We start from the raw sequence: 22,556 nt of genomic DNA, 5'->3' as shown, positions 1-22,556 counted from the left end.
CCTGGATGCCGTGCCGCGGATCAGGATCGGCCATCGCGGCCGCCCACGGCAAAGGCCGGGCAAACTCCACGCCGATAAGGCCTACGACCACCGTCGCTGCCGCCGGGAGTGCCGCGCCCGTGGCATCACCCCGCGCATCGCACGCCGTGGCATCGAGAGCAGCGCCCGCCTCGGACGACACCGCTGGGTGGTGGAGCGTACCTTCGCCTGGCTCGCCCGCTACCGACGCCTGACCATCCGCTACGAGCGCCGCGCCGACATCCACCTCGCCTTCACCACACTCGCCTGCGCCCTCGTCTGCCTCGGCCAGATTAGGCGGTTCTGTTAGGCGCTCTTAGGTCATGCCGGTCTTTCATGCGGGTTTCGCGCAGGGAGGCGCCCCGGTGCGCGTCCATTTTGGCCGCGGTGCGCGCCGGTCCCTGGATCGGGAACTGGATGCTCTATCCTTGTCACGTGCATTCGTGCTGACCACCCCTCAGCAGGTCCGCGAAGGAGAGGACATTGTCCAGACACTGGGCCCGCGCGCCGTGGGCCTGTTCACCGACGCGACGATGCACACGCCAGTCGATGTCACGGAGGCCGCCCTCAAACAGGTCGCGGCAAGTGAGGCGGATTGCGTCGTCGCTGTTGGCGGCGGCTCGACCATCGGGCTGGGCAAGGCCATCGCGCTGCGGACAGACCTGCCACAAATCGTATTGCCCAGCACCTATGCCGGATCCGAGGCGACACCGGTGCTGGGTCAGACCGAGAACGGTGTGAAAACCACGTTGAGGTCGGAGAAAGTCCAGCCCGAGGTCATCATCTATGACCCGGAACTGGTCGCCACGTTGCCTGTGTCTATGACTGTTACCAGCGGGCTGAATGCAATGGCCCACGCCGTCGAAGGGCTCTATGCCCATGACGCCAACCGGCTCTCCAGTGCCTTGGCGGTCGAAGGCATCCGTGCCTTTGTCTCGGGTCTGCCTGGGGTGGTCACGGCGCCGGACAATCTGGCCGCCCGCGAAGACACGCTGTTCGGCGCCTGGCTATGTGGAACGGTGCTGGCCCAGGTCGGCATGGCCCTGCATCATAAGCTGTGTCACACACTGGGCGGCACGCTGAACCTGCCTCATGCCGAGACCCATGCCATAGTCCTGCCTCATGCCATAGCGTACAACGAGGTGGCCGCCGCTGAGGTGCTGCAACCGGCCGCCCGGCTTCTGGACAGCGGCAGTGCAGCCGGTGGCCTTTATGACTTCGCTCAGCGCATGGGCGCTCCGCTGGCGCTGAGGTCGCTCGGCGTGACCGAGGCCGATCTGGACAATGTGGCGGATCTGGCCGTGCTTACGCCCTATCCGAACCCGCGCCGGATCGAACGCAATGGTGTTCGCCAGCTTCTGCAAGATGCCTGGCTGGGCCGCCGTCCCTTCAGCTCCTGAGGTTTTCCGATGATTCCTTATTTCAACGAGGAAGGATCAGCCGATGCGGTCAATGGCCGCATGGGTCCTGACGTTGACCCGCGCCTGGCCGAGATCTTCACCGCGCTGGTCAGGCATCTGCACGCCTTTGCAAAGGAAGTGCACCTCACGCAGGAAGAATGGGAGGCCGGCATCGCATTCCTGACCCGAACCGGTCAGATCTGCTCTGAGGAGAGGCAGGAATTCATCCTGTTGTCGGATACATTAGGCCTGTCGATGCTGGTCGATGCGATCAACAACCGCCGCCCGCTTGGCGCGACTGAGAACACCGTGTTTGGCCCATTTCATGTCGATGGTGCGCCGGTTCGCCAGATGGGCGATTCGATCTCACTGGACGGCAAAGGCGAAAGCTGCCTCTACGAAGGCCGTGTCATTGATCTGAATGGCGAACCTATCGACGGCGCGACCGTGGATGTCTGGTCGGACAACGCGGAAGGCTTCTATGATGTGCAACAACCCGGCATTCAACCGAAATGGAACAATCGTGGCAGGTTCGTCACCGGTTCCGACGGGAAATACAGCTTTGTTGGCATAAAGCCAGTCAGCTATCCAATCCCCGATGATGGGCCTGTCGGCAAGATGCTCAGTCATCTAGGACGCCATCCCTATCGTCCTGCCCATATGCACTACATGGTGACAGCGCCAGGGTTCCGAAAGATTGTGACCCATATCTTTGTTGACGGCGATCCTTACCTGGAATCCGACGCTGTGTTTGGGGTTAAGAAAACGCTGATAGCGTCGTTTGAACCCATCCAGGGTGATATCGCCTGGCGGTCTCCATTCGACTTCGTGATGGTGCCGGAAGAACATCGTTCTTAAGTATTCGTTCTCGGAGAAAAATATGTAGCTGGGATTGAACAGTTCCCGATGCGTTGATCCGTTCGTGAGGTTCGTCGGACCCGTGTTCTGGTATTCCAGGGCCTGTTGGAATGGAGCGTTGTTCCTGCACTTCTGATGGGTGTGAAGCACAGCCCGTGCCCATCAGCTGCGCTATGCCGTTTCGGCATATTCACGGCCGGTATGAAGGCATATTGCAAGATCCGCCCTGGCAAGTTTTTCTCGCCGCTGCGGCCTCGACACCGCCGGTCGGCTCAGTCACGGCGCTGCGCAAGACATCCCACCTTGTCTGCGCCTTCATCTGCTTCTGCCAGGCCCCTATCGGTTCACGCTGACCTGATACTGGAATGCGTCGGCCCTATAATAGAGCTGCTCAGCATCAATCGGCGTGCCGTTCGCATCGTGCGTCAGCCGCTCGATCCGTAGGAGTGGAGCCCCTTCCACCACTTCCAGCAGCGTGGTGTGAGGGAGGGTTGCGGCGATGGCACCGATGACAAGATCCGCTCGCCCCAGCCGCACGCCGAGATCCCCTTCCAGCATCGCGAAGACGTCGCGCCCTTCCAGATCCATTCCAGCCAGCCGTCGGCCGAGCTCTACAGGTAGCCAGGTGTCTTCCACCGAAAGCGGCTCGCCATCGAGCAGCCGGAGACGCCGGATGGATGTCACTGGAGCGCCCTCCGGCAAGCGCAGCCACTCGGCACTATCGGCCTTCGCGGGTTCCTCGCGCACGTGGAGAACACGGTTACGGATGCTCCTCCCCTTCGCGGCCATGGCCTCGGACAAACCTTGCAAACTATGGAGAGGCTGCACCGCACGAGGGCGTGCGACGAACCAGCCTTTGCCGGGCACCACGAAAGCCAAGCCTTCCCGTGCCAACTCCCCCACGGCCCGTCGCACGGTGATGCGGGACACGGAGAAGCGCGACTGCAGAGCCGCCTCGGAGGGCAGGCGGTCGAAGGTCCTCAGCCGTCCGGCGGCAATATCCGCTCGCAGGGCGTCCCGGATCACGTCGTAGAGCGGCCTTGGGTAATCCGAACCATCGTCCGCTTCTTTTCTCATCACATCGCCTTTTTCCTATGCGGAGATCTTACCGCGAAGGGATATTTTTGCCCCATTGATCACATATCCTCCTACTATGACGAGATATGACTAGTTATAACAAGGTGCTTATCCAGCGAAAACGGAGCTTCACTTGATCAGGATGCTAGGCCGCGCCGGCCGCGTGCCCGCCGCCCTCGCAGGCATCGTACTCCTCTGGTGGGTCCTCAGTGCTCTGCCGGGCGTGAACCCCGTTTTCCTGCCGAGCCCGCCCGTCGTCACCGCGGCTTTTGTCGAGTTGTGGACGGATGGAACGCTTCTCGGCGATCTGCGCGTCTCGCTCGGCCGGGCGGCCATCGGCTTTGCCATCGGCGCCACGCTGGGCGTGTTGGTGGGGCTGCTGACATCACGCACTCGCCTGATCGGCCATGCCGTGACGCCCATGCTGATGCTGCTGCGCCCCATCCCCGCCATCGCCCTCGTGCCGCTGGCCATCGTCTGGTTCGGCATCGGGGAGGGATCGAAGCACTTCGTGATCGCCTATACCGTTTTCCTCGCCGTCTGGCTCAGCACGCATCACGGCGCCTCTTCCGTCGCGGGGACCTATATCCGCGCATCCCGTTCGCTGGGGGCGGGCCGTCTGCGGGAGTTCTTCGAGGTCGTGGTGCCTGCCGCCGCGCCGCATATCGTCGCGGGGCTGCGCATGGGGGCCGCGCTGGCTTTTCTCTCCCTGGTTGCGGCGGAGCTGACCGGCGCCTCCTCCGGCATTGGCTTCCGCATTCAGGAGGCCCGCCAGTTCATGCAGACCGACGTGATGTTCGTGAACCTCATCCTCCTCGGCGTGCTCGGCGCGGCGCTGGATGCGGCCTTCGTCGCCGCCAGCCGCCGCCTCGTGCACTGGGAGGTCATGTGAGCACCACCCTTTCCACCGGAGCGGTCCGCGCGACCGCGGCCGAGATCCGCTTCATGGGCCGGCGTGGGCCTGTACAGGCCCACGCCCCCACGGAACTGGTCCTTGAGCCCGGCTCCTTCACCGCGCTCATCGGGCCGTCCGGCTGCGGCAAGTCCACCCTGCTCAACGCCATCGCCGGCTTTGTGCCGCTGTCCGGTGGCGCGGTGACGGTGGATGGCCGCCCCATCCGCGGCCCGAGCCCCGAGGTCGGCGTCGTCTTCCAGCAATACGCGCTGTTCCCCTGGTTCACCGCGCGCGGGAACGTGGAATTCGCCCTCAGGCGGCTTGGCCATTCCGCCGTCAGGCGCCGTCAGGCGGCGGAGGCCGCGCTGGCGGAGGTCGGCCTCGCCGGACGAGGGGATTCCTACCCAGGGCAGCTTTCGGGCGGCATGAAGCAGCGCGTGGCGCTGGCCCGCACCCTGGCGGCGCGGCCCCGGGTTCTGCTGATGGACGAGCCCTTCGGCGCCCTGGATGCCCAGACCCGGGCCTCGATGCACGAACTGCTGCTCGGCGTCTGGCGGGCGCACCGTACCACCGTGCTCTTCGTCACGCACGACGTGGACGAGGCGCTGGTGCTGGCGGATCGCGTCCATGTCATGGCCGCCGGCCCCGGCCGGATCGTCGAGACGATAGAGCTGGGCGATCGCGCCGCCCGCGCCGGCGCCGAGGTGGGCCCCGAGTACCTCGCCCAGCGCAATCGCATCATGGGCCTCCTGCGCCACGCACCGGCGGCCGAGGCCGCCTGACCCCTGTCTTTCTATGGACCGACCGATGACCCGCGTCACCCGCCGCGCCTTTGCCGGCGCCCTCCTCCTCGCTCCCGCAATCATGCCCAGCCTGGCGCGTGCCCAATCGCCACGCCCTGTCCGGATCGGCGGCGGCCTCTCCGTGGAGGCACCGCAATTTGCCCTGGCACAGGAGCGCGACCTGTTCGGGGCGGCGGGTCTTGCTCCGGCTGTCACCAACTTCCCCACTGGGCGCGAGGCCTTCGAGGCGCTGATCGGCGGCCAAGTCGACCTTGCGATGATGGCGGAGCTTCCCGTCGTGGTCGGAGCACTGCGCGCGCAGAAGTTCGGCGTGGTCGGCACGCTGTCCCGCTACAGGGGCATGCGCATCGTCACGAAGAAGCAGGGCGGCACGGCACCCATGCTCGCCACGCCGGCGGGCCGGAAATTCGGTGTCACGCTCGGCACCAACACGCATTTCATGCTGATGTCGGAACTGGCCACGGCCGGCATCCAGGCCGAGATCGTCAATATCGGGCCGGCCGACCTCATTGCGGCGCTCGCGCGCGGCGATGTGGATGCGGCAGCCCCCTTCCCGAACGCCTATGCCGGCACGCGCCGTGCACTGGGTGCCGACTATGCTGAGATCCCTGTCAGGTCCTATCAGCCGACCTACCTTCTCGTCGCCTCCGAGGCCTTCGTCCGGGACGTCGACGTGACGGGCCGCTTTCTGTCAGCGCTGCTCAAGGCCGAGGCGGCCATGGCCACCGAAACCGAGGCGGCCCAGGCCGCGGCCGCGCGGCTGGCGGGCCGGGCACAGAACCTTGAAGCTGTGCGCGCGGCTTGGCCCGATTACGACGCCCGAATCAGCCTCGACCGGCCGTTGCTCGATCTGATGGAACGCGAGGGCCGCTGGCTGGCCGAGACCGGGGCCGCGCGCGGCGCCTCCACCGAGCCCGCCGTCTTCCGCGCGGCGATCGCGGAGGCGCCACTGCGCGCCGTCATGCCTGACCGTGTGACCCTGGACTGATCGATGCGCACCCTTTCCCCCGAGATCCTGGCCGCCTCCCGCCTGCTGCTGCGGCCAGGCCAGGCCCTGCTGCCCGAAGGTTTCGTGCGCGACGTCGCCGTCCTGGTGGAGCACGGCCGCTTCGCCGCGGTCGGCCCGGCTCCGGCGATCCTCGCCGCGAACGCGGATCTCGCTCCGATCGACCTGCCGGATCACGCGCTGATGCCGGGCTTCATCGATGCGCATCATCACCTGACCCAGGCCATTGGCAAGTCGCTCGCCTTCGGTGAACCCTCCGAGATCTTCCGCCGCATCTGGGTGCCGATGGAATCGCACCTCGGCGGGGAAATGGCGGGGCTCTCCGCGAAGCTCGCGGCCCTGGAGGCGCTGCGAGGCGGTTTCACGACCGTGGTGGATGCCGGGACCCGGCATGAGGGCGACCTAGACCCCATCGCCGACGCGGTGCGGGGGGCCGGGCTACGCACCGTGCTCGGCCTGATCTGCAACGACGCAACCGGGCCAGAACCTGCCGATCCGGCCCCGATCCTCGCACGTGCGGAACGCCACCTCGCCCGCTGGGCCTCGGACGGGCTGGTTCATCCGTCCCTCGCCATCTCGATCCCGGAGGTGGCGACGGATGCCATGCTGCACAGGGTCGCCTCCCTCTGCGCCGAAGCCGGCGTGCCGTTCCAGACCCATGCCAACGAGCACCTCGTCGCCGTGGAGCGCTCCCTCGTCGCACGCGGGCTGCGGCCGGTGGAGCACCTGCAGGCGACCGGCGCGCTGAACGCGGCCGCACTCCTGGCGCACGTGACTCTGGTCACGCCGCGCGAGCTGGGGCTGCTGCGCGACAGCGGTGCCACGGTGGCCTACTGCCCTGTCGCCTCGCAATGGAAGGGGAATGCCGTCGCGCCCGCCACGGCCATGCTGGAGATGGGCATAGGTTTGGCGCTGGGCACCGACGCCACCCGCAGCGATGCGTTCCGCCTGCTCGATGCGGCAGAGGCCTCGCAGCGTCTCGCCTATGGCATCCCGCAGGGCGATTTCTCCTGCGGCGGCGGCTGGCCGTGGATGGTCCATGCCACGGCGGCCTCCGCGGACGCGCTCGGCCTCGGCGCCGTTACCGGCCGCATCGCGCCGGGCCTCGCGGCCGACTTCCTGCTGGTGGACCTCGCCGTGCCGGAGCTCGTGCCGTCACGGGACCTGATGTGGGAGCTGACCCGCTTCGGCAACCGCGACCAGATCGAGGCCGTCTTCGTGGCGGGCCGCCTCCGGCTCTGGCGCGGGTGGCCATTGGACTGGGATGCACGTGCCACCATGCGCGAGGTGGCGGCCCGGGCGGAAGCCGCGATCGCCGGTTCGCCGATCGTCAAGATCCATCCGGATTCGGCGAGCCACCGCATCGCGTTGGCCGGCTGACCGGCGCCACCAACCAGGGATCGTCATGTTTCTCATCATGGTCTGTATGGCGCTGGTCGCGGCCGGCGCCGCGATCCAGGTCGCGGTCGGTGCCGGCCTCAGCATCGTTTGCGGGGCCGCGCTCTTCCTGTGGCTTGGCACCGCCGTCGGCATACCGGTCCTCTTGCTGCTCAACCTCCTCGTGTCCCTGGTGGCCACGGCTCTGGGTGGGGTGCGGTTGCGCTGGGGGGATGTGGCCCTGTCATCGGGCTCCATCCTGCTGGGCTGTGCGGCAGCGGCCGTCCTGCCGTCCATCCCGGAGGCTGCGCTGAAGGGAATAACGGCCGCTGTCCTGCTTCTCGCTGCGTTGCCGCGCCCGACCGCACCCGTCACCGGATTCGATAAGGGTTGGGCGGGGATCGCCGGGGCCGGCATCGTGACAGGGATGCTCACCCTGTGGACCGCCAGTCCCGGTCCGGTAACTCCCGTCGCGCTGGCCCGCGCGGGACGCTCCGGCGACGAGGTACGGCGTGTCATGCAGCCGGTTTCCTGCGTGGGGTATGGCGTGGCCCTCGCAGTCGCCGGCCTGCCCACCACCAGCGCCACGGGAGCTGGCATTCTGTGGAGCCTGATCACCGCCTGTCTGGCCGGGGCAGGCTGCGGCTTCATGCTGCGGCCCAGGATCGAGCCGGGTCGCGTCGTCAAGCTGATCCGCCTGATCGCGGTGGCCGCCGCCGCACTGCTTCTGCTTTCCCTGCGAAGCTGACAGCAGCTTTTCAGCACAAGCAACAGGTACGTTCCCCAGCGGCCCGGCCCCGATAGGCAGAACGCACCCTCAAGGCGGCGTTGCTGGACGGAGGCTCCTCCTGCATGAACCAGCCGGGGCTGACCACGACCGACTGCCCGGTCAGCGCATTGGCCGGGAAGCCGGACAGGAACACCACGGTCTGGGCCACGTTGTCCACTGTGGTGAACCGCCGCCCACCGTGTCCTTCAGCATCACCTTGTGCATGACGTCATCGTCGCTGATGTACCTGCTTCGGGATCTGCTTCTCCGCCAGTGGCGCACGCACGAAGCCTGGGCAGATGACGTTGAAGCGCACGTCATGCGTCGCCCTCCGGTGCTTCATGCCGTCTCACCCGGCAGCCCTGCTTGCAGCGGATGAGAACATTCAAGCACAACGCCATGGATTTCCCGGTACGATTCGATTACGAATCAAACTGCCGCCCCGAGGAGAAGCGGGCGACGGAGGAAACAACCGTGCCCACCTATTATGGCGACACCACCGGCACCCTGTCCGGCTCTCAGTCCGGGGGAGCCCAGATCCTGCGCGGCGGCCTCGAACCGATAGATCCTTACACCGGTCGCTACAACGACCAGTTGTATGGCGACGCCCAGGCCTTGGCTGGCCATGCCCGCGGCGGCAATGACATCATCTACGGCGTCAGCGCGAGCTACTCGACCGAACTCATCGCTGGCGACGCCGCCACGATGGATGGCTCCAGCCGCGGCGGCAACGACACCATTTTCGGTGGCTTCGGCTCCCACCTCAGCATCACGATCGTGGGCGACGCGCTGGAGCTGCACGGCGCATCCCGTGGGGGTAACGACCTGATCTACCCTGGCTCGAACGGTGCGTCAGGCGGTGGCTTCGTCGCCGGCGATGCGCGGACCATGGATGGCACCACGCGCGGCGGCGACGATACCATCATCGGCGGCGGCATCGGGATGGCACTTTACGGCGACGCCTCGATCCTCAGCGGCCACGCCCGTGGCGGAAATGACCATTTCCGGCTCTCGGATGGCGCTCAGAGCCTTTATGCTTATGGCGACGGCCGGCTGACCGAACACGCGCGCGGCGGCGACGACGTGATCGTGGGGGGGAGCAACGCCCCTTACGTCATGATGTATGGCGACGGAGCCCTGTCCGACCAGGCGAGGGGCGGCAATGATATCCTGATCGCCGGCAGCAACTCCTTCGAGATCATGTGGGGCGACGGGCCGAAGACTGGCACCGCCAGAGGTGGCAGCGATACGTTCGTCTTCGCCACCGGTAGCGGTCGCGACCAGATCATGGATTTCGAGCAAGGCAAGGACCACATCGACCTGACCGGCTATGCCAGCCAAGGCATCCACGGTTTTGCCGACCTCACGCTCGTGGCAGGCGCCGTCATCGGGGATTCGGATCCTAACGCCACCTCCATTCAGTTCTCCACCAGCAGCGTGGTGGTCGTGCACGGTGTACCTCACCTCACGGCAACGGATTTTCTTTTCGCCTGACTGATCGTCGCCATTGCGGTAGCCGTTTCCCGACCATCCGCATGGTGAAATGGCGCTCGCCCGCGTCCTGGGGACGCGGACGAGCAGGTGACATGAACGCCTGATCAACCGATCCGGGTGAAGGGGAAGCTGTCGCGATCCTGCGCCATCCGTCCGTTGCTCTCGTCAACGGCATCCTGAAGGTGAACCGCGTCTCGCCGGGGCCTGAAGCGAAGCTGTTGGCCAGACCCGGATCTGGCCCTGGGTTAAAGCTGGCGCAGGAACTTGGAGAACGCCTCAAGCGTCTCATCACTGACGTGATGCTCCAATCCCTCAGCATCGCTTTCCGCGATTTCCGGGGGTACGCCGACCGCCTTGAGGAAATCGACCACAACGCGATGGCGTGCCCGCACCTTCCGCGCCAGGGCATGACCCTCCGGGGTCAGGAAAATGCCCCTGTATGGCTTTGACTGAGCGAGCCCCAGACCCTTGAGCCGCCCGATGCTCTTGATGGCCGTGGCGTGCGAAACCCCCAGGCGGCGCGCCAGATCGGTTGCACGGGCCTCCCCTTCCCGCTCCAGCAGGTCGTCGATCAGTTCGACGTAGTCCTCAAGCACGGCCGAGGCACGGCCGGCACGCGCAGAGGCATGGCGCGCGGCCTGCATGTCTTCTTCGGGCAGCGTCACGTCCGGATCTCCCGGCCTGCCTTGCTCAGCGTCGTCCTGCATCATCAGGCCGAAGAATACCTCATGCCGATGAAAATGCCACGGCCGGGCCAAGTTCGCAGGTTCCGCTCTTGATTGTAGCCTATGCTACATGCTTTGTATCGGACTTGACATACGAGCAATAGCTACAGGAAAGTTCATGCTGGACAACCGATCGCCCAGGCGCTTTCTCGCGATGGCAGCGCTTGCCGCCGTCTTCCTGTTCGGCAGCCAGGCCACAGGCGCCGCCCAGACCCCGCGCGACCGGCCACTGCGTGTGGTCACCACCTTCACCATCCTGCAGGACATGGCCCAGACCGTGGCCGGCGAGGCCGCGATCGTGGAATCGATCACCCGGCCGGGCGCCGAGATCCATGACTATGAGCCGACGCCACTGGATATCGTGAAGGTCCAGGCGGCGGACCTCGTCCTCTGGAACGGCATGGGCCTGGAACGTTGGTTCGAGCGCTTCTTCCAGCGGGTAAAGGATGTTCCCTCGGTGGTGTTGACCGAGGGCATCGAGCCCATCGGCATCACGGAGGGTCCCTATGCTGGCCGCCCCAACCCGCACAGCTGGATGTCACCCGCCAATGCGGTGATCTATGTCGAAAACATTCGCCGGGCACTCACAGCGGCCGACCCCCGCAATGCCGAGACCTACAACACCAATGCGGCTCGCTACACCCAGCAGATCGGCGCGCTCGACGCGCCGATCCGTGCGCAGCTTGCCGGCATTCCCGAGGAGCGCCGCTGGCTGGTGAGTTGCGAGGGCGCCTTCTCCTACCTGACCCGGAACTACGGCATGAAGGAACTCTACCTCTGGCCGATCAATGCCGAGGAGGAAGGTACACCCCGCCAGATCCGGCGTGTCGTCGACACGGTACGGAAGAACCGGATCCCGGTGGTGTTCTGCGAAAGCACGGTCAGCGACCGGGCCATGAAACAGGTCGGACGCGAGGCCGGCGCCAGGTTCGGTGGCGTGCTGTACGTGGACAGCCTGACGGCGGAAGATGGCGTGGCGCCGACCTTCGTCAAGTTGCTGGAATACAACGCCAGCACCATCGTCCGCGCCTTCCAGCCGCCGCCTGGACGGTAGACACGTCATGCTCATGTCCCCGTCGCGTGGCGTGGCACTGCCGAGGCAGGACAGACACGGCGCCTCGTCCCTGCGCCGCATCGGCCGACGGCTGCTGTCCAGGGCGGCACCGGATCCGGGGCCGCCACAAGGCAAGACGCTCGACCTCAGGGTGGAGGGGGTAACGGTCGCCTATGCCAACGGCCATGTCGCGCTGAGGGATGCCTCGCTGCGGCTGGACGGGCCTACGATCTGCGGGCTGCTCGGCGTCAACGGCGCCGGCAAGTCCACGCTCTTCAAGGCCATCATGGGCATGGTACGGCCGGCCTCCGGCACAGTCCGGATTGGCGGCCGCACGGTGAGCGAGGCGCAGAAACTCAGTTGGATGGCCTATGTCCCCCAGAACGAGGAGGTGGACTGGGCCTTTCCGGTCAGTGTGCGCGATGTCGTCATGATGGGCCGCTACGGCTACATGAACATGCTGCGCATCCCTTCCGCTGCGGATCGTGCCGCCGTGGAGGAAGGACTCCGCCGGGTCGGCATGGAGGAATTCGCCGGGCGGCAGATCGGGCAGCTCTCGGGTGGGCAGAAGAAGCGTGTCTTCCTCGCCCGTGCGCTGGCCCAGGACGGCCGGATCATCCTCCTGGACGAACCCTTTGGAGGCGTGGACGTCACCACACAAGGCCAGATTATGGAACTGCTGCGGGAACTGCGGGCGGAAGGGCGGATCATCCTCGTCTCCACCCACGACCTCGCCAGCGTGCCGGAATTCTGCGATCAGGTGGCGCTGGTCAAGGGTACCGTGCTTGCCGCCGGCCCCTGCGGTAACGTCTTCACCCCCGCCCAGATCGCGCGCGCCTTCGGCGACGCCGCCAAGCCGTCCAGCCCGGGGACAGCGCAGGCCGATGAACGCCTGACGCTGCGGGACGGCGGGAATGGCGAGCGGTTCGTGGTCACCACCGATGGGCGGGTGCTCGGCCGCCTGGGCCCGGAGGTATGAGGGAGCCTTCGATGGAGATCCGGCCGTGACGGAGGAGTTGCTGATCCCCTTCGCCTACGAATACATGCGCAATGCGATATATGTCAGCACCGTGATCGGCGCTGTCTGTGGCCTGCTGTCCTGTTTCGTGGCGCTCAAGGGTTGGTCGCTGCTGGGCGATGCGCTGTCGCACGCCGTGGTGCCGGGCGTGGCGCTGGCCTGGATCCTGGGCCTGCCCTTCGCACTCGGTGCCTTCGCCTCGGGCATGCTGGCCGCCTGGTGCATGGGCTTCATTCGCCGCAACAGCCGCATCCGCGAGGACTCCGCGATCGGCGTGGTCTTTACCGCCTTCTTCGGCCTCGGCTTGGTCCTGCTGACGCTCTACCCGAGCAATATGCGGCTGCAGACGGTGGTGTTCGGCAACGTGCTTGGCATCGCGCCGGCCGACACGATGCAGATGCTGCTTGTCTCGGCCGGCGTGCTGCTGGTCATGGCACTGCGTGGGCGCGACCTGACACTCTGGGCCTTCGATGCCGCCCATGCACAGGCGATCGGGCTTGACACACGCCTGCTGCAGATGCTGCTGCTGGGCTGTGTCGCCGCTGTCGCCGTCACAGCCATGGTGGCAGTGGGCGCGGTGCTGGTCATTGCCATGCTGGTGGCCCCGGGCGCCACGGCCTATCTGCTGACAGATCGTTTCGGACGGATGATGGCGGGTGCCACGGCCCTCGGCGCCAGTACCGCGTTTACCGGCGCCTATCTCAGCTACTTCCTGGACGGCTCCACCGGCGGCGTCATCGTCACACTACAGGCACTGATTTTCACGGCGGTTCTGATCCTCGCGCCACGGCATGGCATCCTGGCCAGCCGCCGTGCCAAGCGACAGGCGGGCAGGCTGGAACAAGCGGCATGATCGACACTTTCCTCGCTCCGTTCAGCCATGGCTTCATGCTGGAGGCGATGGGGGCCGGCGCCCTGGTTGCGACGGCCTGCGCACTGCTCTCCTGCTACATCGTGCTGAAGGGCTGGTCACTGCTGGGTGATGCGATCTCCCATGCGATCCTGCCGGGTGTCGTGCTGGCTTCCGCGGCCGGGTTGCCACTGGCGCCGGGCGCCTTTGCTGCCGGCATGTTCTGCGCGCTGGGAGCAGGTTTCGTCCAAAGCCATAGCCGGGTGAAGGAGGATGCGGCACTCGGGGTCGTGTTCACCGGCATGTTCGCGGCCGGCATCGTCATGCTGGCCTTCCTGACCACCGAGGCCCACATCACCCACATCCTTTTCGGCAACATTCTGGGGATTGAGCGGGAGGACCTGTGGCAGACCCTGATCGTCGGCGGCATCACGCTGGCTGTCCTGCTGGTAAAGGGCCGCGATCTGACGCTTTTCTGCTTCGACGCGACACATGCGCGGGGGATCGGACTCAACACCGGAATGCTGCGCTACCTTTTCCTCGCCCTGCTCTCGGCAGCGGTGGTGGCCGGCGTGCAGGCGGTCGGTGTCATCCTGGTGGTAGCGCTGCTGATCACGCCAGGGTGCATCGGCTATCTGCTGTCCGATCGCTTCGGCCGCATGTCGGCCATCGCCGTGACCGCCGCCGTGGCCGCCACCCTCATCGGTATCCTCGCCAGCTACCACGCCAACATCTCTCCCGCAGGTAGCATCGTCGTCGTGCTGTCGCTGCTGTTCGCCTTGGCCCTCACCCTGGCGCCGAAGCATGGCCTGCTCGCGGGCCGACATGCGCGCCGCGAAGCCGGCAGGACAAGTGTTCCGCATGACACCGGAACTTCCGTCAGCCGACCTCACGAAGCGAGCGCTGGAGACAGAATATCGGCCGCTGAGGCCGGATTGTAGGCGGGCCTCAGACCAGAAGCGTGTCCTCGACCGCCCAGGTCAGGGCCACGCGCTCCTGGGGTCGCACGACAATCGCATCCGCCCGATGCTGCTGCTTTGCGACCACGGGATCGCCACCGGCATCGAGTTGCAGCACGCAGCGCGTCAACTCACCCATGAAGGTCACTTCGCGTACCGTGGCCATCAGATGATTCCGACCCGGCGGGACCGGACTGCCGGCTGGAAGGATTCCGATTTTCTCCGGCCGGATCATGCAGGCCTGCCCCGGGGCTGCCGAGGAAGCGACGGTACCTCGCAGGAGGGTGCCGCCCAGCGATACGCAGCGCACCCCTGGGCGATCCACCCCCATATCCTCCACGGGCAGGAAATTCGCCTCGCCGACAAAGGAAGCGACGAAGCGATTGGAGGGGCGATCATAGAGTGTGGCCGGATCGTCGAGTTGCTCTATCCGCCCCTGGTTCATCACAGCCACCCGGTCAGACATGACCAGCGCCTCCTTCTGGTAGTGCGTGACGTAGATGAAGGTGATGCCAAGGCGTTCATGCAGTGCCTTGATCTCCAGTTGCATCTCCTCGCGCAGTTGCTTGTCGAGGGCCGAGAGCGGCTCGTCCATCAGCAGCACCGGCGGGTTGAAGATCACCGCCCTGGCAATGGCCACGCGCTGCTGCTGACCGCCGGAGAGCTGCTGCGGATAACGGCCACCGAAAGCGGATAGCCGGACAAGGTCCAGTGCCTGGCGCACACGCTCCACGATCTCCGCCTTGCCGACCCCGCGCTGCTTCAGGGCAAAGCCGACATTCTCCGCCACCGTCATGTGGGGAAAGAGCGCATAGCTCTGGAAGACCATCCCGATTCCGCGCCGATGCGGGGGCAAATGGGTCACATCCCGCCCGTCCAGGGCAATCTGGCCGGATTCGGGTGTTTCGAAGCCGGCGATCATCATCAGCGTGGTGGACTTGCCGGACCCGGAAGGACCCAGGAAGCTGATGAATTCGCTGCGCCGGATCGACAGTGAAAGCCGGTCGATGGCAAGGTGGCTGCCGTAACGCTTGGTGATCTCACGGAGGGTGATCTCGGCACCGGAGTTCTCAGGATGGGGAGTTGCTGCGTCCTCTGGCATCCGGTTTGCTTGACCTCTTCTCAGCATCGGGAATTCAGCATGGACGAGACGAAATGCGCCTGTCCAGCTCCGGGATTCGGTCTCTCCCTGCGGCAGGGAAAGCAGCCATGAACGCACCTTTGCCATTGGGAAGCGGCCCCGGGACTGTCGCGCTGCCCATGGCGGGCACGGACCTAACCAAGAACCGGCGAGCCTTCGGTTCACGGCATGCAATGATACTGCTGGTTCTGCCGCTGCTATTCTATATGCTCGTCTTCTATGCCTACCCCGTAGCTGCCATGCTGTCCCGCAGCCTGCTCACCGAGGAAGGCTGGACGATCTCGGTTTTCATCTCGCTGCTCGGTGATGCGATCTTCTGGCGCGTGCTCGGCATCACCATGCAGATAAGCCTTGCGGTCACGCTGCTCTGCCTGCTGCTCGCCTATCCGGTGGCCTATGCTTTCGCGCGCATGCGGCAGTCCCATGCGAACCTGCTGATGATCCTGGTGCTGATCCCTTTCTGGACCAGCATCCTGGTGCGCACCTATGCCTGGATGGCACTGCTCGGGCGGCGCGGCATCGTCAACAATGCCCTGGTCGCGAGCGGACTGATCGATACGCCGTTGCAGCTGATGAACACGCGCCTGGCAGTCTATCTTGCCATGGTCCATGTGCTGCTGCCCTTCATGATCCTGCCCCTGACGGCGACGTTGCGCAGTCTGGACTGGCGCCTGGTGCGGGCGGCGAACGGGTTGGGTGCCGGACCCTTTGCAGCCTTCAGGCAGGTGGTCCTGCCGCTTTCCCTGCCCGGCGTCGCGGCCGGCTGCGTTCTGGTCTTTGCCCTTTCAGTCGGCTTCTATATCACCCCGGTCCTTGTGGGGGCTGGATCGGATGTGATGATAGCGATGTTGATCAGCGATCTGGTGAACCAGCTCAACTGGGCGCGCGCCTCGGCAATGGCGGTGGTTCTGCTGCTGATCGTCGCTCTCGCCTTCGCTCTGCTGGCCCGGATCGTCCCGCTGGGACGGGTGTTGCAGGGAGGGCATTGAGTTGCCCCTGCTGCGCCGTGTCCTGCTGATCGCCGCGCTGGTCCTGGTGCTGGGCTTCCTGGTCCTGCCGGTGGTGGTGGTGGTGCCACTCTCCTTTTCGACCGCGCGCTACCTTTCCTTTCCGCCTCCGGGCTTTGGCCTCGGCTGGTACCGGATCTTCTTCGGTAACGAGGCCTGGACCAACGCCGCCGTGATGAGCCTCTGGACCTCGCTGGTATCCACCCTGCTCTCGGTCGGACTCGGTGTGCCAGCCGCAATCGGACTCGCGCGAGGACGCTTTCCCGGCAAGGGGCTGATCCAGGCACTGATCCTGTCACCAATCGTGGCGCCGGGCATCGTCGTGGCGATCGGCCTCTATTATGTCTATGCGCGCTTCGGCCTGATCGGAAGACCGATCGCCCTGATCCTGGGACAGACTGCACTGGCCGTGCCCTTCATGGTGGTGAACGTTGTCTCCGCTTTGAGTGGCCTCGACCGGCGGCTGGAACGCGCGGCTCTCAGCCTGGGCGCCACGCCCTGGGGGGCCTTTCGCCAAGTCACGCTGCCGCTCATCCGACCGGGCATCACCGCCGGCGCGGTCTTTGCCTTCGTGGTCTGCTTCGATGAACTGCTGATCGCCCTTTTCTTGGCTGGTACCGGCGCCGTCACCCTACCCCGCCGCATGTGGGAGCAGTTGAACTACAATCTCGACCCTACGATCGCGGCCGCTTCGACTCTGTTGATCGTGTTGACCACGCTGCTGATGCTTGGCGCCGAGTTTCTTCGGCGGCGCTCGGCCCGGCTGCGCTCCGGTGTTTCCAACGGATCCTAACGGGAGAAGATTGCCATGGACGACCGTATCTCACGCCTGCTTGCGCGCCTCGCGGCGGAGCCACCTCATGCGGCGGATCTTACGCGGCGGCGCTTCATCCACCGGGCCGCCTCCTTCGGGCTAACGGCTGCTGCGGCTTCGGCGCTCACGCAGGGCTTTGGCATGCCGGCTCTGGCGCAAGGGGTAGCTCTTCCGGAGATCCGCTCCATCCCCGAGAAGCTCAAGGGCAATGGAGTGGTGCGCGTCTGCTCCTATGGGGGCAGCCTTCAGGAGGCGCAACGGCGAGCCTACTTCAAGCCTTTCGAGGAACTCTCCGGCATCAAGGTCGTGGAGACAGAGGGACCCGATATCGCCAAGGTCAAGGCGATGGTCGATACAGGCAACATCGAATACGACGTGACTGAACAGGAAGGCTCCTCGGTCGTGGCTCTGGCCGCCAGAGGCGACTATTGGGAAAGAATCGACTACGCGCTTTTCGATACGGACAACATCGACCCAGTATTCCGCAAGGAACTCTTTGTCGACATGCTGCCTTATGCGCAGATCTATGCCTATCGAACGGACGCATTCAAGAGTGGCAGGCCGTCAACAGTGGCCGATCTGTGGAACGTGAAGAAGTTTCCCGGCCCACGTGCCATGATGGGTGGAGGCGCGCTGAATCCGGATCTGGAACTCGGGGTGCTGGCGGCCGGAACGCCGCGCGACAAGGTTTATCCTATCGATGTCGATAAGGCGATCGGCAAGCTCAGCGAGTTGAAGCCAAATGTGGTGAAGTGGTGGGGCGCGGGCGCGCAGCCAGCACAGCTCCTGAACGACGACGAGGTGGTGATGGCCACGGCCTGGAACGGCCGGATCGCGGCCATTCAGGCAAGCGGAGCTCCGGTTGAGATTGTCTGGCAAGACCAGCTGCTGCGCAACGACTGCTGGGCCATTCTCAAGGGTGCACCGAACCGCGTGAACGCCCAGAAGTTCGCCGCGTTCATCACGCTTGCCGCCCCGCAAGCGCGGCTCTCCTCATTGATCACCTATGGCTTCGTGAACAACAAGGCGGCTGAGCTTCTGTCTGCGGATCGGCTGAAGCTGTTGCCCACCGCCCCGGACATCAAGGACAAGCTGATCAATTACGACCCCGCATGGTGGGCGGCCAATCTGGATACGGTGAAGACCAAGTGGAACCGCTTCCTGCTCGGATGATCGCGGAATGAACGCCGTCTCGCCACGCTCCCTGCCCCGCAGCCTCTATGCCGACACGGCAAGGCAGCCCGTCGTAGCACCGCCGCTCCAGGGAGAACGGCAGGTCTCGGTCGTGGTGGTGGGCGGCGGCTTCACAGGTCTTTCGACCGCGCTCCACCTCGCGGAGAGAGGGGTGGACGTGGCGGTTCTGGAGGCACACGAACCCGGCTGGGGCGCTTCCGGCCGCAATGGCGGGCAGGTCAACCCAGGCCTTAAGCATGACCCTGCTAAGGTGGAGCGGGATTTCGGTCCTGAGCTCGGACGGCGCATGATCACCATGTCAGGCGCAGCGCCGGACAAGGTCTTCTCACTAATCCGGCAACATCAGATTCTGTGCGAAGCGCATCAAGGTGGCACCATCCGAGGCGCATTCCATGCGAACGGATTTTCCACTATCCGCGCTACGGCTGAGGACAATGCCCGGCGTGGCGGCCCGGTGGAGATCCTCGACGCGAGGGGCATGCAGTGCCTGACCGGCAGCGACCGCTACATAGGAGGCTCGATCGATCGGCGCGGCGGCAGCGTGAACCCGTTGGGTTACGCACGCGGGCTGGCTGATGCGGCGCAGCGAGCCGGGGCCAACGTGCATGCCGCATCGCCTGCGCTTCGCATCGAGCGCCAAGGCACGCGATGGCGTGTCGTCACACCCGCCGGAACCATGACGGCGGAGAAGCTCGTGCTGGCCACTAACGCGTATAGTGACGACATCTGGAAGGGGCTGCGGCGCTCCATCGTGCCGGTCTTCAGCGCCATAGCCGCCACCGAGCCATTGCCCGATCATCTCGCCGCCACGATCATGCCGGAACGGCCTGTGCTGTTCGAGATCGCTTCGCTGACTGTCTATTACCGGGTGGACGCAAGGAAGCGCTTGCTGATGGGCGGCCGCAGCGTTGACCGCGATACCTCCGATCCGATGGATTTCCAGCGTCTCACACGCTATGCACGGCGCCTCTGGCCGCAGGTCAAGGAAGTCGGCTGGGAGTACTTCTGGAATGGCCGACTGGCCGTCACGCCGGACCACTACCCACATCTGCACGAGCCTGCACCAGGGGTCATCGCCTGCCTCGCCTATAATGGTCGTGGTGTGGCCATGGCAACGGCGATGGGAGAGCAGGTGGCTCGGCGGGTCATGGGGGCATCGCAGGAGGAGATCGACTTTCCGATCACCGATCTGAGACCGATCCCCTTCCATGGGCTCCGGCGCCTTGGCGTGGCCGCACGCTTGACCTATGGGGAAATCCGCGACCGGCTCGGCCTGTGACCCTTTGGCCGAGAGATGCCGGCTTGCTGGTCATGAACACGGCGATCTTGCTGCTGTTCGCCTTCGCGATCCGTGCCCCGGTCTTCGGAAACCCTGTTGTGGGCGTGGACGAGACCTTCTACCTCCTGGTCGGCGACCGGATGCTTCAGGGCGCGTTGCCCTTCGTCGATCTGTGGGATCGCAAGCCGGTCGGCCTCTTCCTGATCTACGCGGCCATCCGCCTTCTCGGGGGCGAGGGCGTCTATCAGTACCAGGTGGTCGCGACGCTCTTCGCCGCGGCGACGGCCGGGATGATCTCCGTGGTGGCCGCGAGCTTCGCGACGCGCGCCGGCGCGGTCAGCGCCGGGCTGGTCTACCTGGCCTTCCTGGGCGCCTTCGAGGGCGTGGGTGGCCAAGCTCCGGTCTTCTACAACCTGTTCGTTGTCCTGGCGGCCTGGCTGACGCTCCGCGCCGGACGTTGTTCTCCGGCTAGGCGGCTTGCCCTGGGCTGTGGTGCCATGCTGCTCGCCGGCATAGCCATCCAGATGAAGTATACGGCCGTGTTCGAGGGGATATTCTTCGGCTGTGCGCTACTCTGGCAGGGTTGGCGCGCCGGAACCCGCCCCGTCACACTCATGGCTCAAGGGGTCTCCTGGATCGCCTGCGGCCTGCTGCCCACCGCTGCGGCCCTGGCCTTCTACGTGCTGCGGGGCCAGGGCGAGGCCTTCCTCTATGCGAACTTCCTGTCGGTCTTTGAGCGCAGCACCTTCGGCGAAGGCTCGGCCCTGGGCCGACTGGGGCCGATCATCCTTCTGCTCCTGCCACTGCTGCTGGCCGCGGCCCTGAGCCGCTGGCCTAGGCGGCTGGTGTGGCCGGGGAATGATCGGAACGCCGCGGCGGCGCAGGATTTCGTGACGGCGTGGTCGCTCGCGGCCCTTGCCGGCTTCCTGGCCTTCGGAACCTATTACACGCACTACGCCCTGCCGCTCCTCGTGCCGCTTTCGGCCATGGCGGCACCCGTGTTTGGCGCGTGGCGAAGCATCGGCCTGAAGCTGGGTCGCGCAGGCAGGGCGCCGCGCGTGCCCGTGGCCCTGCTGGTGGGCCTGTTCGGACTGTTGGCGAGCTTCGTCCTCGTCACGAAGCACGTTCGGCAGCGCGGCGACGGCACCGAGATCCGCAGGATCGTCTCCTTCATCCAACCTCGGCTGGTGGGATGCCTCTACGTCTTCGACGGAGAGCCGATGCTGTACCACCTTACGGGAAGCTGCATCCCAACCCGCTACGCCTTCCCGAGCCATCTCAGCGACCGGAAGGAGGCAGGCGCCATCGGGGCCGACCAGGTCACCGAGATACGCCGGATCTTCGCAACACGTCCGGGAATTGTGGTGACCTGGGAGGGAATGCAGCCGCGCAATAATGCGGACAGCGTTGCGGCGCTGGAAGACGAGTTGGGCCAGCACTACCGAAAGGTACTGGAGGTTCCCGTAGGCCGGCACACCCGGCAGATCTACCAGCGCCTGCCCGATGGCGGAGCTGGCCCTTCAGGTACGGGGCCCTGACCGGACCAGCAATGATCCGCGACCAAACAGCGCCCGCCGACGCGCCACCTTGCCGTCCGGCCTGGCTCCGGCAGGAGCGTCACGGCGCGATGCCGTCCCTGCCAAGTCCCATTCGAGCAATCGCCAGCCAGCCCGGGCAGTGGGTTGTCCCCGACTGTTGCCGAGAGCGCGTGACTTGTGCCAGGACCATGAACCCGGTTGACGCCACGACTTCCCGGAACTGGCATGCTTCGCACCGCATCACTTTGAAGTTGACCCGGTTTCGTGGAGGGTTGCGGGGCTTGGTTGATCAGGGGAGGGCTGTGGCGGGCTGGAGCTGGACTTGCTTTGGAGAAGTGGAGGGTTCCTGATGAGGCGAGAGGAACTCGATGACGCGGCAGAGACAGTTCACGAAGGAATTTGAGGACGAGGCGGTCCGGCTGGTCCAGACGACCGGGCGGAGCCAGCGCGAGATTGCTGAAGACCTCGGTATAGGTTTGTCGACGCTGGTCAGGTGGATCAGCCGGAGCCGGGACCGGCAGATCGATGCGCCGGACCGCTCGGGGCAGGAGGACGTCGCGGCCGAGCTGAAGCGGCTGTGGCGGGAGAACGGGATCCTTCGCCAGGAGCGGGACATCCTCAAGCGTGCCACGGCTTTTTTCGCCCGGGAAGGAAGTCGGTGAGGTTCGCGCTCATCGATGCGGCGAAAGAGAAGTTCCCGGTGCACCGTCTCTGCCGGGTTCTTGGCGTCAGCCAGAGAGGCTACTTTGCCTGGAAGGGTCGCCCGGCCTGCCGCCGCCAGCACGAGGACATGATGCTGCTGGCCCATGTCCGGTCGGCCTTCGCGCTGTCCAACGGCACCTACGGCAGCCCGCGCATGACGCGGGAGCTGCAGGACAGCGGCCTGGCTGTCGGGCGCCGCCGGACGGCCCGCCTGATGCGGGAGAATGGCCTCCGCGCCCGGCAGAAGCGGCGGTTCAAGCGGACCACTGACAGCCACCATGCCTGGCCGATCGCGCCTGACCTGCTGGACCAGGACTTCTCCGCGCAGGGTCCTAACCAGAAGTGGGGTAGTGACATCTCCTACATCTGGACCCGCGAAGGATGGCTGTATCTGGCAGTGGTCATCGACCTGTTCGCGCGCCGCGTCGTTGGCTGGGCCGTAGCGGATCGGCTGCATCGGGAACTGGCGCTGGCGGCTCTGCGTAAGAGCGCCTAACAGAACCGCCTAATCTGGCCGAGGCAGACGAGGGCGCAGGCGAGTGTGGTGAAGGCGAGGTGGATGTCGGCGCGGCGCTCGT

The 22,556-nt window shown here is 65.6% G+C and carries 21 protein-coding genes and 2 pseudogenes; 19 read left to right on the top strand and 4 right to left on the bottom strand.

Annotation, left to right across the window (positions count from 1 at the left end):
• From BT98_RS0118885 to BT98_RS0118875, 3 genes are all read left to right on the top strand, one after another.
• Positions 1-328, top strand: a 328-nt coding sequence (locus BT98_RS0118885) for a transposase (protein ID WP_027297397.1), incomplete at its 5' end; no start/stop codon positions are given.
• Between the two features lie 13 nt (positions 329-341).
• On the top strand, positions 342-1,418 hold the full coding sequence (locus tag BT98_RS0118880) for a maleylacetate reductase (protein ID WP_051004923.1): 1,077 nt from the start codon (positions 342-344) through the stop codon (positions 1,416-1,418).
• Between the two features lie 9 nt (positions 1,419-1,427).
• Positions 1,428-2,276, top strand: a complete 849-nt coding sequence (locus BT98_RS0118875; RefSeq protein WP_026033367.1) for an intradiol ring-cleavage dioxygenase — start codon at positions 1,428-1,430, stop codon at positions 2,274-2,276.
• Between the two features lie 336 nt (positions 2,277-2,612).
• On the opposite strand, the gene BT98_RS0118870 is transcribed toward BT98_RS0118875, so the two are convergent.
• Positions 2,613-3,353: a GntR family transcriptional regulator gene (locus BT98_RS0118870; RefSeq protein ID WP_019462059.1), complete on the bottom strand. Its 741-nt coding sequence runs from the start codon at positions 3,351-3,353 to the stop codon at positions 2,613-2,615.
• Between the two features lie 142 nt (positions 3,354-3,495).
• Here BT98_RS0118870 and BT98_RS0118865 point away from each other — a divergent pair, with 142 nt between their 5' ends.
• From BT98_RS0118865 to BT98_RS0118835, 6 genes are all read left to right on the top strand, one after another.
• The gene (locus BT98_RS0118865) at positions 3,496-4,245 is read left to right on the top strand and encodes an ABC transporter permease (RefSeq protein ID WP_037251574.1); all 750 of its coding nucleotides are present in this window, start codon (positions 3,496-3,498) and stop codon (positions 4,243-4,245) included.
• Positions 4,242-5,030 (top strand): ABC transporter ATP-binding protein, encoded by a 789-nt coding sequence (locus BT98_RS0118860; RefSeq protein WP_019462061.1) that lies wholly within the window; start codon positions 4,242-4,244, stop codon positions 5,028-5,030. The genes BT98_RS0118865 and BT98_RS0118860 overlap by 4 nt, the downstream gene beginning before the upstream one ends.
• Positions 5,031-5,055: 25 nt before the next feature.
• Positions 5,056-6,039 carry an ABC transporter substrate-binding protein gene (locus BT98_RS0118855; RefSeq protein ID WP_019462062.1) on the top strand — a complete coding sequence of 328 codons (984 nt, stop codon included), beginning with the start codon at positions 5,056-5,058 and terminating at the stop codon, positions 6,037-6,039.
• 3 nt (positions 6,040-6,042) lie between these two features.
• Positions 6,043-7,437: an amidohydrolase family protein gene (locus BT98_RS0118850; protein WP_019462063.1), complete on the top strand. Its 1,395-nt coding sequence runs from the start codon at positions 6,043-6,045 to the stop codon at positions 7,435-7,437.
• A 25-nt stretch (positions 7,438-7,462) separates the two neighbouring features.
• Entirely contained in the window at positions 7,463-8,182 is a 720-nt protein-coding gene (locus BT98_RS0118845; protein ID WP_019462064.1) for a hypothetical protein, read from the top strand.
• Between the two features lie 495 nt (positions 8,183-8,677).
• Positions 8,678-9,697, top strand: coding sequence for a M10 family metallopeptidase C-terminal domain-containing protein (locus tag BT98_RS0118835; protein WP_019462066.1), 1,020 nt, complete (start codon positions 8,678-8,680; stop codon positions 9,695-9,697).
• Between the two features lie 245 nt (positions 9,698-9,942).
• Here the strand turns inward: BT98_RS0118835 and mntR are convergent, their stop codons facing one another.
• A complete protein-coding gene (gene mntR / locus BT98_RS0118830) occupies positions 9,943-10,407 on the bottom strand; it encodes a manganese-binding transcriptional regulator MntR (protein ID WP_081798660.1) in 465 nt (154 codons plus the stop codon).
• A 133-nt stretch (positions 10,408-10,540) separates the two neighbouring features.
• Between mntR and BT98_RS0118825 the strand changes: the two genes are divergently transcribed.
• From BT98_RS0118825 to BT98_RS0118810, 4 genes are read left to right on the top strand one after another with little or no spacing between them, the layout of a single operon-like run.
• Positions 10,541-11,476: a metal ABC transporter substrate-binding protein gene (locus BT98_RS0118825; protein WP_019462068.1), complete on the top strand. Its 936-nt coding sequence runs from the start codon at positions 10,541-10,543 to the stop codon at positions 11,474-11,476.
• Between the two features lie 7 nt (positions 11,477-11,483).
• Entirely contained in the window at positions 11,484-12,455 is a 972-nt protein-coding gene (locus BT98_RS0118820; RefSeq protein WP_275437626.1) for a metal ABC transporter ATP-binding protein, read from the top strand.
• A gap of 25 nt (positions 12,456-12,480) precedes the next feature.
• Positions 12,481-13,347, top strand: coding sequence for a metal ABC transporter permease (locus tag BT98_RS0118815; RefSeq protein ID WP_026033370.1), 867 nt, complete (start codon positions 12,481-12,483; stop codon positions 13,345-13,347).
• A complete protein-coding gene (locus BT98_RS0118810; protein WP_019462071.1) occupies positions 13,344-14,285 on the top strand; it encodes a metal ABC transporter permease in 942 nt (313 codons plus the stop codon). The genes BT98_RS0118815 and BT98_RS0118810 overlap by 4 nt, the downstream gene beginning before the upstream one ends.
• Before the next feature lie 7 nt (positions 14,286-14,292).
• Here the strand turns inward: BT98_RS0118810 and BT98_RS0118805 are convergent, their stop codons facing one another.
• Entirely contained in the window at positions 14,293-15,405 is a 1,113-nt protein-coding gene (locus BT98_RS0118805) for an ABC transporter ATP-binding protein (protein WP_027297396.1), read from the bottom strand.
• A 107-nt stretch (positions 15,406-15,512) separates the two neighbouring features.
• On the opposite strand from BT98_RS0118805, the gene BT98_RS0118800 reads away from it, so the two are divergent.
• From BT98_RS0118800 to BT98_RS26770, 6 genes and pseudogenes are all read left to right on the top strand, one after another.
• The gene (locus BT98_RS0118800) at positions 15,513-16,433 is read left to right on the top strand and encodes an ABC transporter permease (protein WP_115359386.1); all 921 of its coding nucleotides are present in this window, start codon (positions 15,513-15,515) and stop codon (positions 16,431-16,433) included.
• Between the two features lies 1 nt (position 16,434).
• On the top strand, positions 16,435-17,244 hold the full coding sequence (locus tag BT98_RS0118795) for an ABC transporter permease (protein ID WP_019462074.1): 810 nt from the start codon (positions 16,435-16,437) through the stop codon (positions 17,242-17,244).
• A 15-nt stretch (positions 17,245-17,259) separates the two neighbouring features.
• Positions 17,260-18,438 (top strand): ABC transporter substrate-binding protein, encoded by a 1,179-nt coding sequence (locus BT98_RS0118790; protein WP_019462075.1) that lies wholly within the window; start codon positions 17,260-17,262, stop codon positions 18,436-18,438.
• A gap of 7 nt (positions 18,439-18,445) precedes the next feature.
• Positions 18,446-19,738, top strand: a complete 1,293-nt coding sequence (locus BT98_RS0118785; protein WP_026033372.1) for an NAD(P)/FAD-dependent oxidoreductase — start codon at positions 18,446-18,448, stop codon at positions 19,736-19,738.
• Positions 19,739-19,770: 32 nt separating this feature from the next.
• Complete coding sequence (locus BT98_RS25100; protein ID WP_155985208.1) at positions 19,771-21,276, top strand: ArnT family glycosyltransferase; 1,506 nt, start codon at positions 19,771-19,773, stop codon at positions 21,274-21,276.
• Positions 21,277-21,644: 368 nt separating this feature from the next.
• Positions 21,645-22,468 (top strand): annotated as a pseudogene (locus BT98_RS26770) (IS3 family transposase); the annotation flags it as partial.
• Positions 22,469-22,470: 2 nt separating this feature from the next.
• On the opposite strand, the pseudogene BT98_RS27350 reads toward BT98_RS26770, so the two are convergent.
• Positions 22,471-22,556: pseudogene (locus BT98_RS27350) on the bottom strand (IS5/IS1182 family transposase); the annotation flags it as partial.

Source organism: Roseomonas mucosa ATCC BAA-692 (assembly GCF_000622225.1).
Classification (GTDB): domain Bacteria; phylum Pseudomonadota; class Alphaproteobacteria; order Acetobacterales; family Acetobacteraceae; genus Roseomonas; species Roseomonas mucosa.
Note: the sequence above shows the minus strand (reverse complement) of the source record. Positions and strands in the feature narration are given on the sequence as shown.

Bases quoted from the DNA above. Each gene is read 5' to 3' on its own strand.
- BT98_RS0118880 (WP_051004923.1), top strand. From the start codon at position 342: ATGCCGGTCTTTCATGCGGGTTTCGCGCAGGGAGGCGCCCCGGTGCGC.
- BT98_RS0118875 (WP_026033367.1), top strand. From the start codon at position 1,428: ATGATTCCTTATTTCAACGAGGAAGGATCAGCCGATGCGGTCAATGGC.
- BT98_RS0118870 (WP_019462059.1), bottom strand. From the start codon at position 3,353: ATGAGAAAAGAAGCGGACGATGGTTCGGATTACCCAAGGCCGCTCTAC.
- BT98_RS0118865 (WP_037251574.1), top strand. From the start codon at position 3,496: ATGCTAGGCCGCGCCGGCCGCGTGCCCGCCGCCCTCGCAGGCATCGTA.
- BT98_RS0118855 (WP_019462062.1), top strand. From the start codon at position 5,056: ATGACCCGCGTCACCCGCCGCGCCTTTGCCGGCGCCCTCCTCCTCGCT.
- BT98_RS0118850 (WP_019462063.1), top strand. From the start codon at position 6,043: ATGCGCACCCTTTCCCCCGAGATCCTGGCCGCCTCCCGCCTGCTGCTG.
- BT98_RS0118845 (WP_019462064.1), top strand. From the start codon at position 7,463: ATGTTTCTCATCATGGTCTGTATGGCGCTGGTCGCGGCCGGCGCCGCG.
- mntR (WP_081798660.1), bottom strand. From the start codon at position 10,407: ATGATGCAGGACGACGCTGAGCAAGGCAGGCCGGGAGATCCGGACGTG.
- BT98_RS0118825 (WP_019462068.1), top strand. From the start codon at position 10,541: ATGCTGGACAACCGATCGCCCAGGCGCTTTCTCGCGATGGCAGCGCTT.
- BT98_RS0118820 (WP_275437626.1), top strand. From the start codon at position 11,484: ATGCTCATGTCCCCGTCGCGTGGCGTGGCACTGCCGAGGCAGGACAGA.
- BT98_RS0118810 (WP_019462071.1), top strand. From the start codon at position 13,344: ATGATCGACACTTTCCTCGCTCCGTTCAGCCATGGCTTCATGCTGGAG.
- BT98_RS0118805 (WP_027297396.1), bottom strand. From the start codon at position 15,405: ATGCCAGAGGACGCAGCAACTCCCCATCCTGAGAACTCCGGTGCCGAG.
- BT98_RS0118800 (WP_115359386.1), top strand. From the start codon at position 15,513: ATGAACGCACCTTTGCCATTGGGAAGCGGCCCCGGGACTGTCGCGCTG.
- BT98_RS0118790 (WP_019462075.1), top strand. From the start codon at position 17,260: ATGGACGACCGTATCTCACGCCTGCTTGCGCGCCTCGCGGCGGAGCCA.
- BT98_RS0118785 (WP_026033372.1), top strand. From the start codon at position 18,446: ATGAACGCCGTCTCGCCACGCTCCCTGCCCCGCAGCCTCTATGCCGAC.
- BT98_RS25100 (WP_155985208.1), top strand. From the start codon at position 19,771: ATGAACACGGCGATCTTGCTGCTGTTCGCCTTCGCGATCCGTGCCCCG.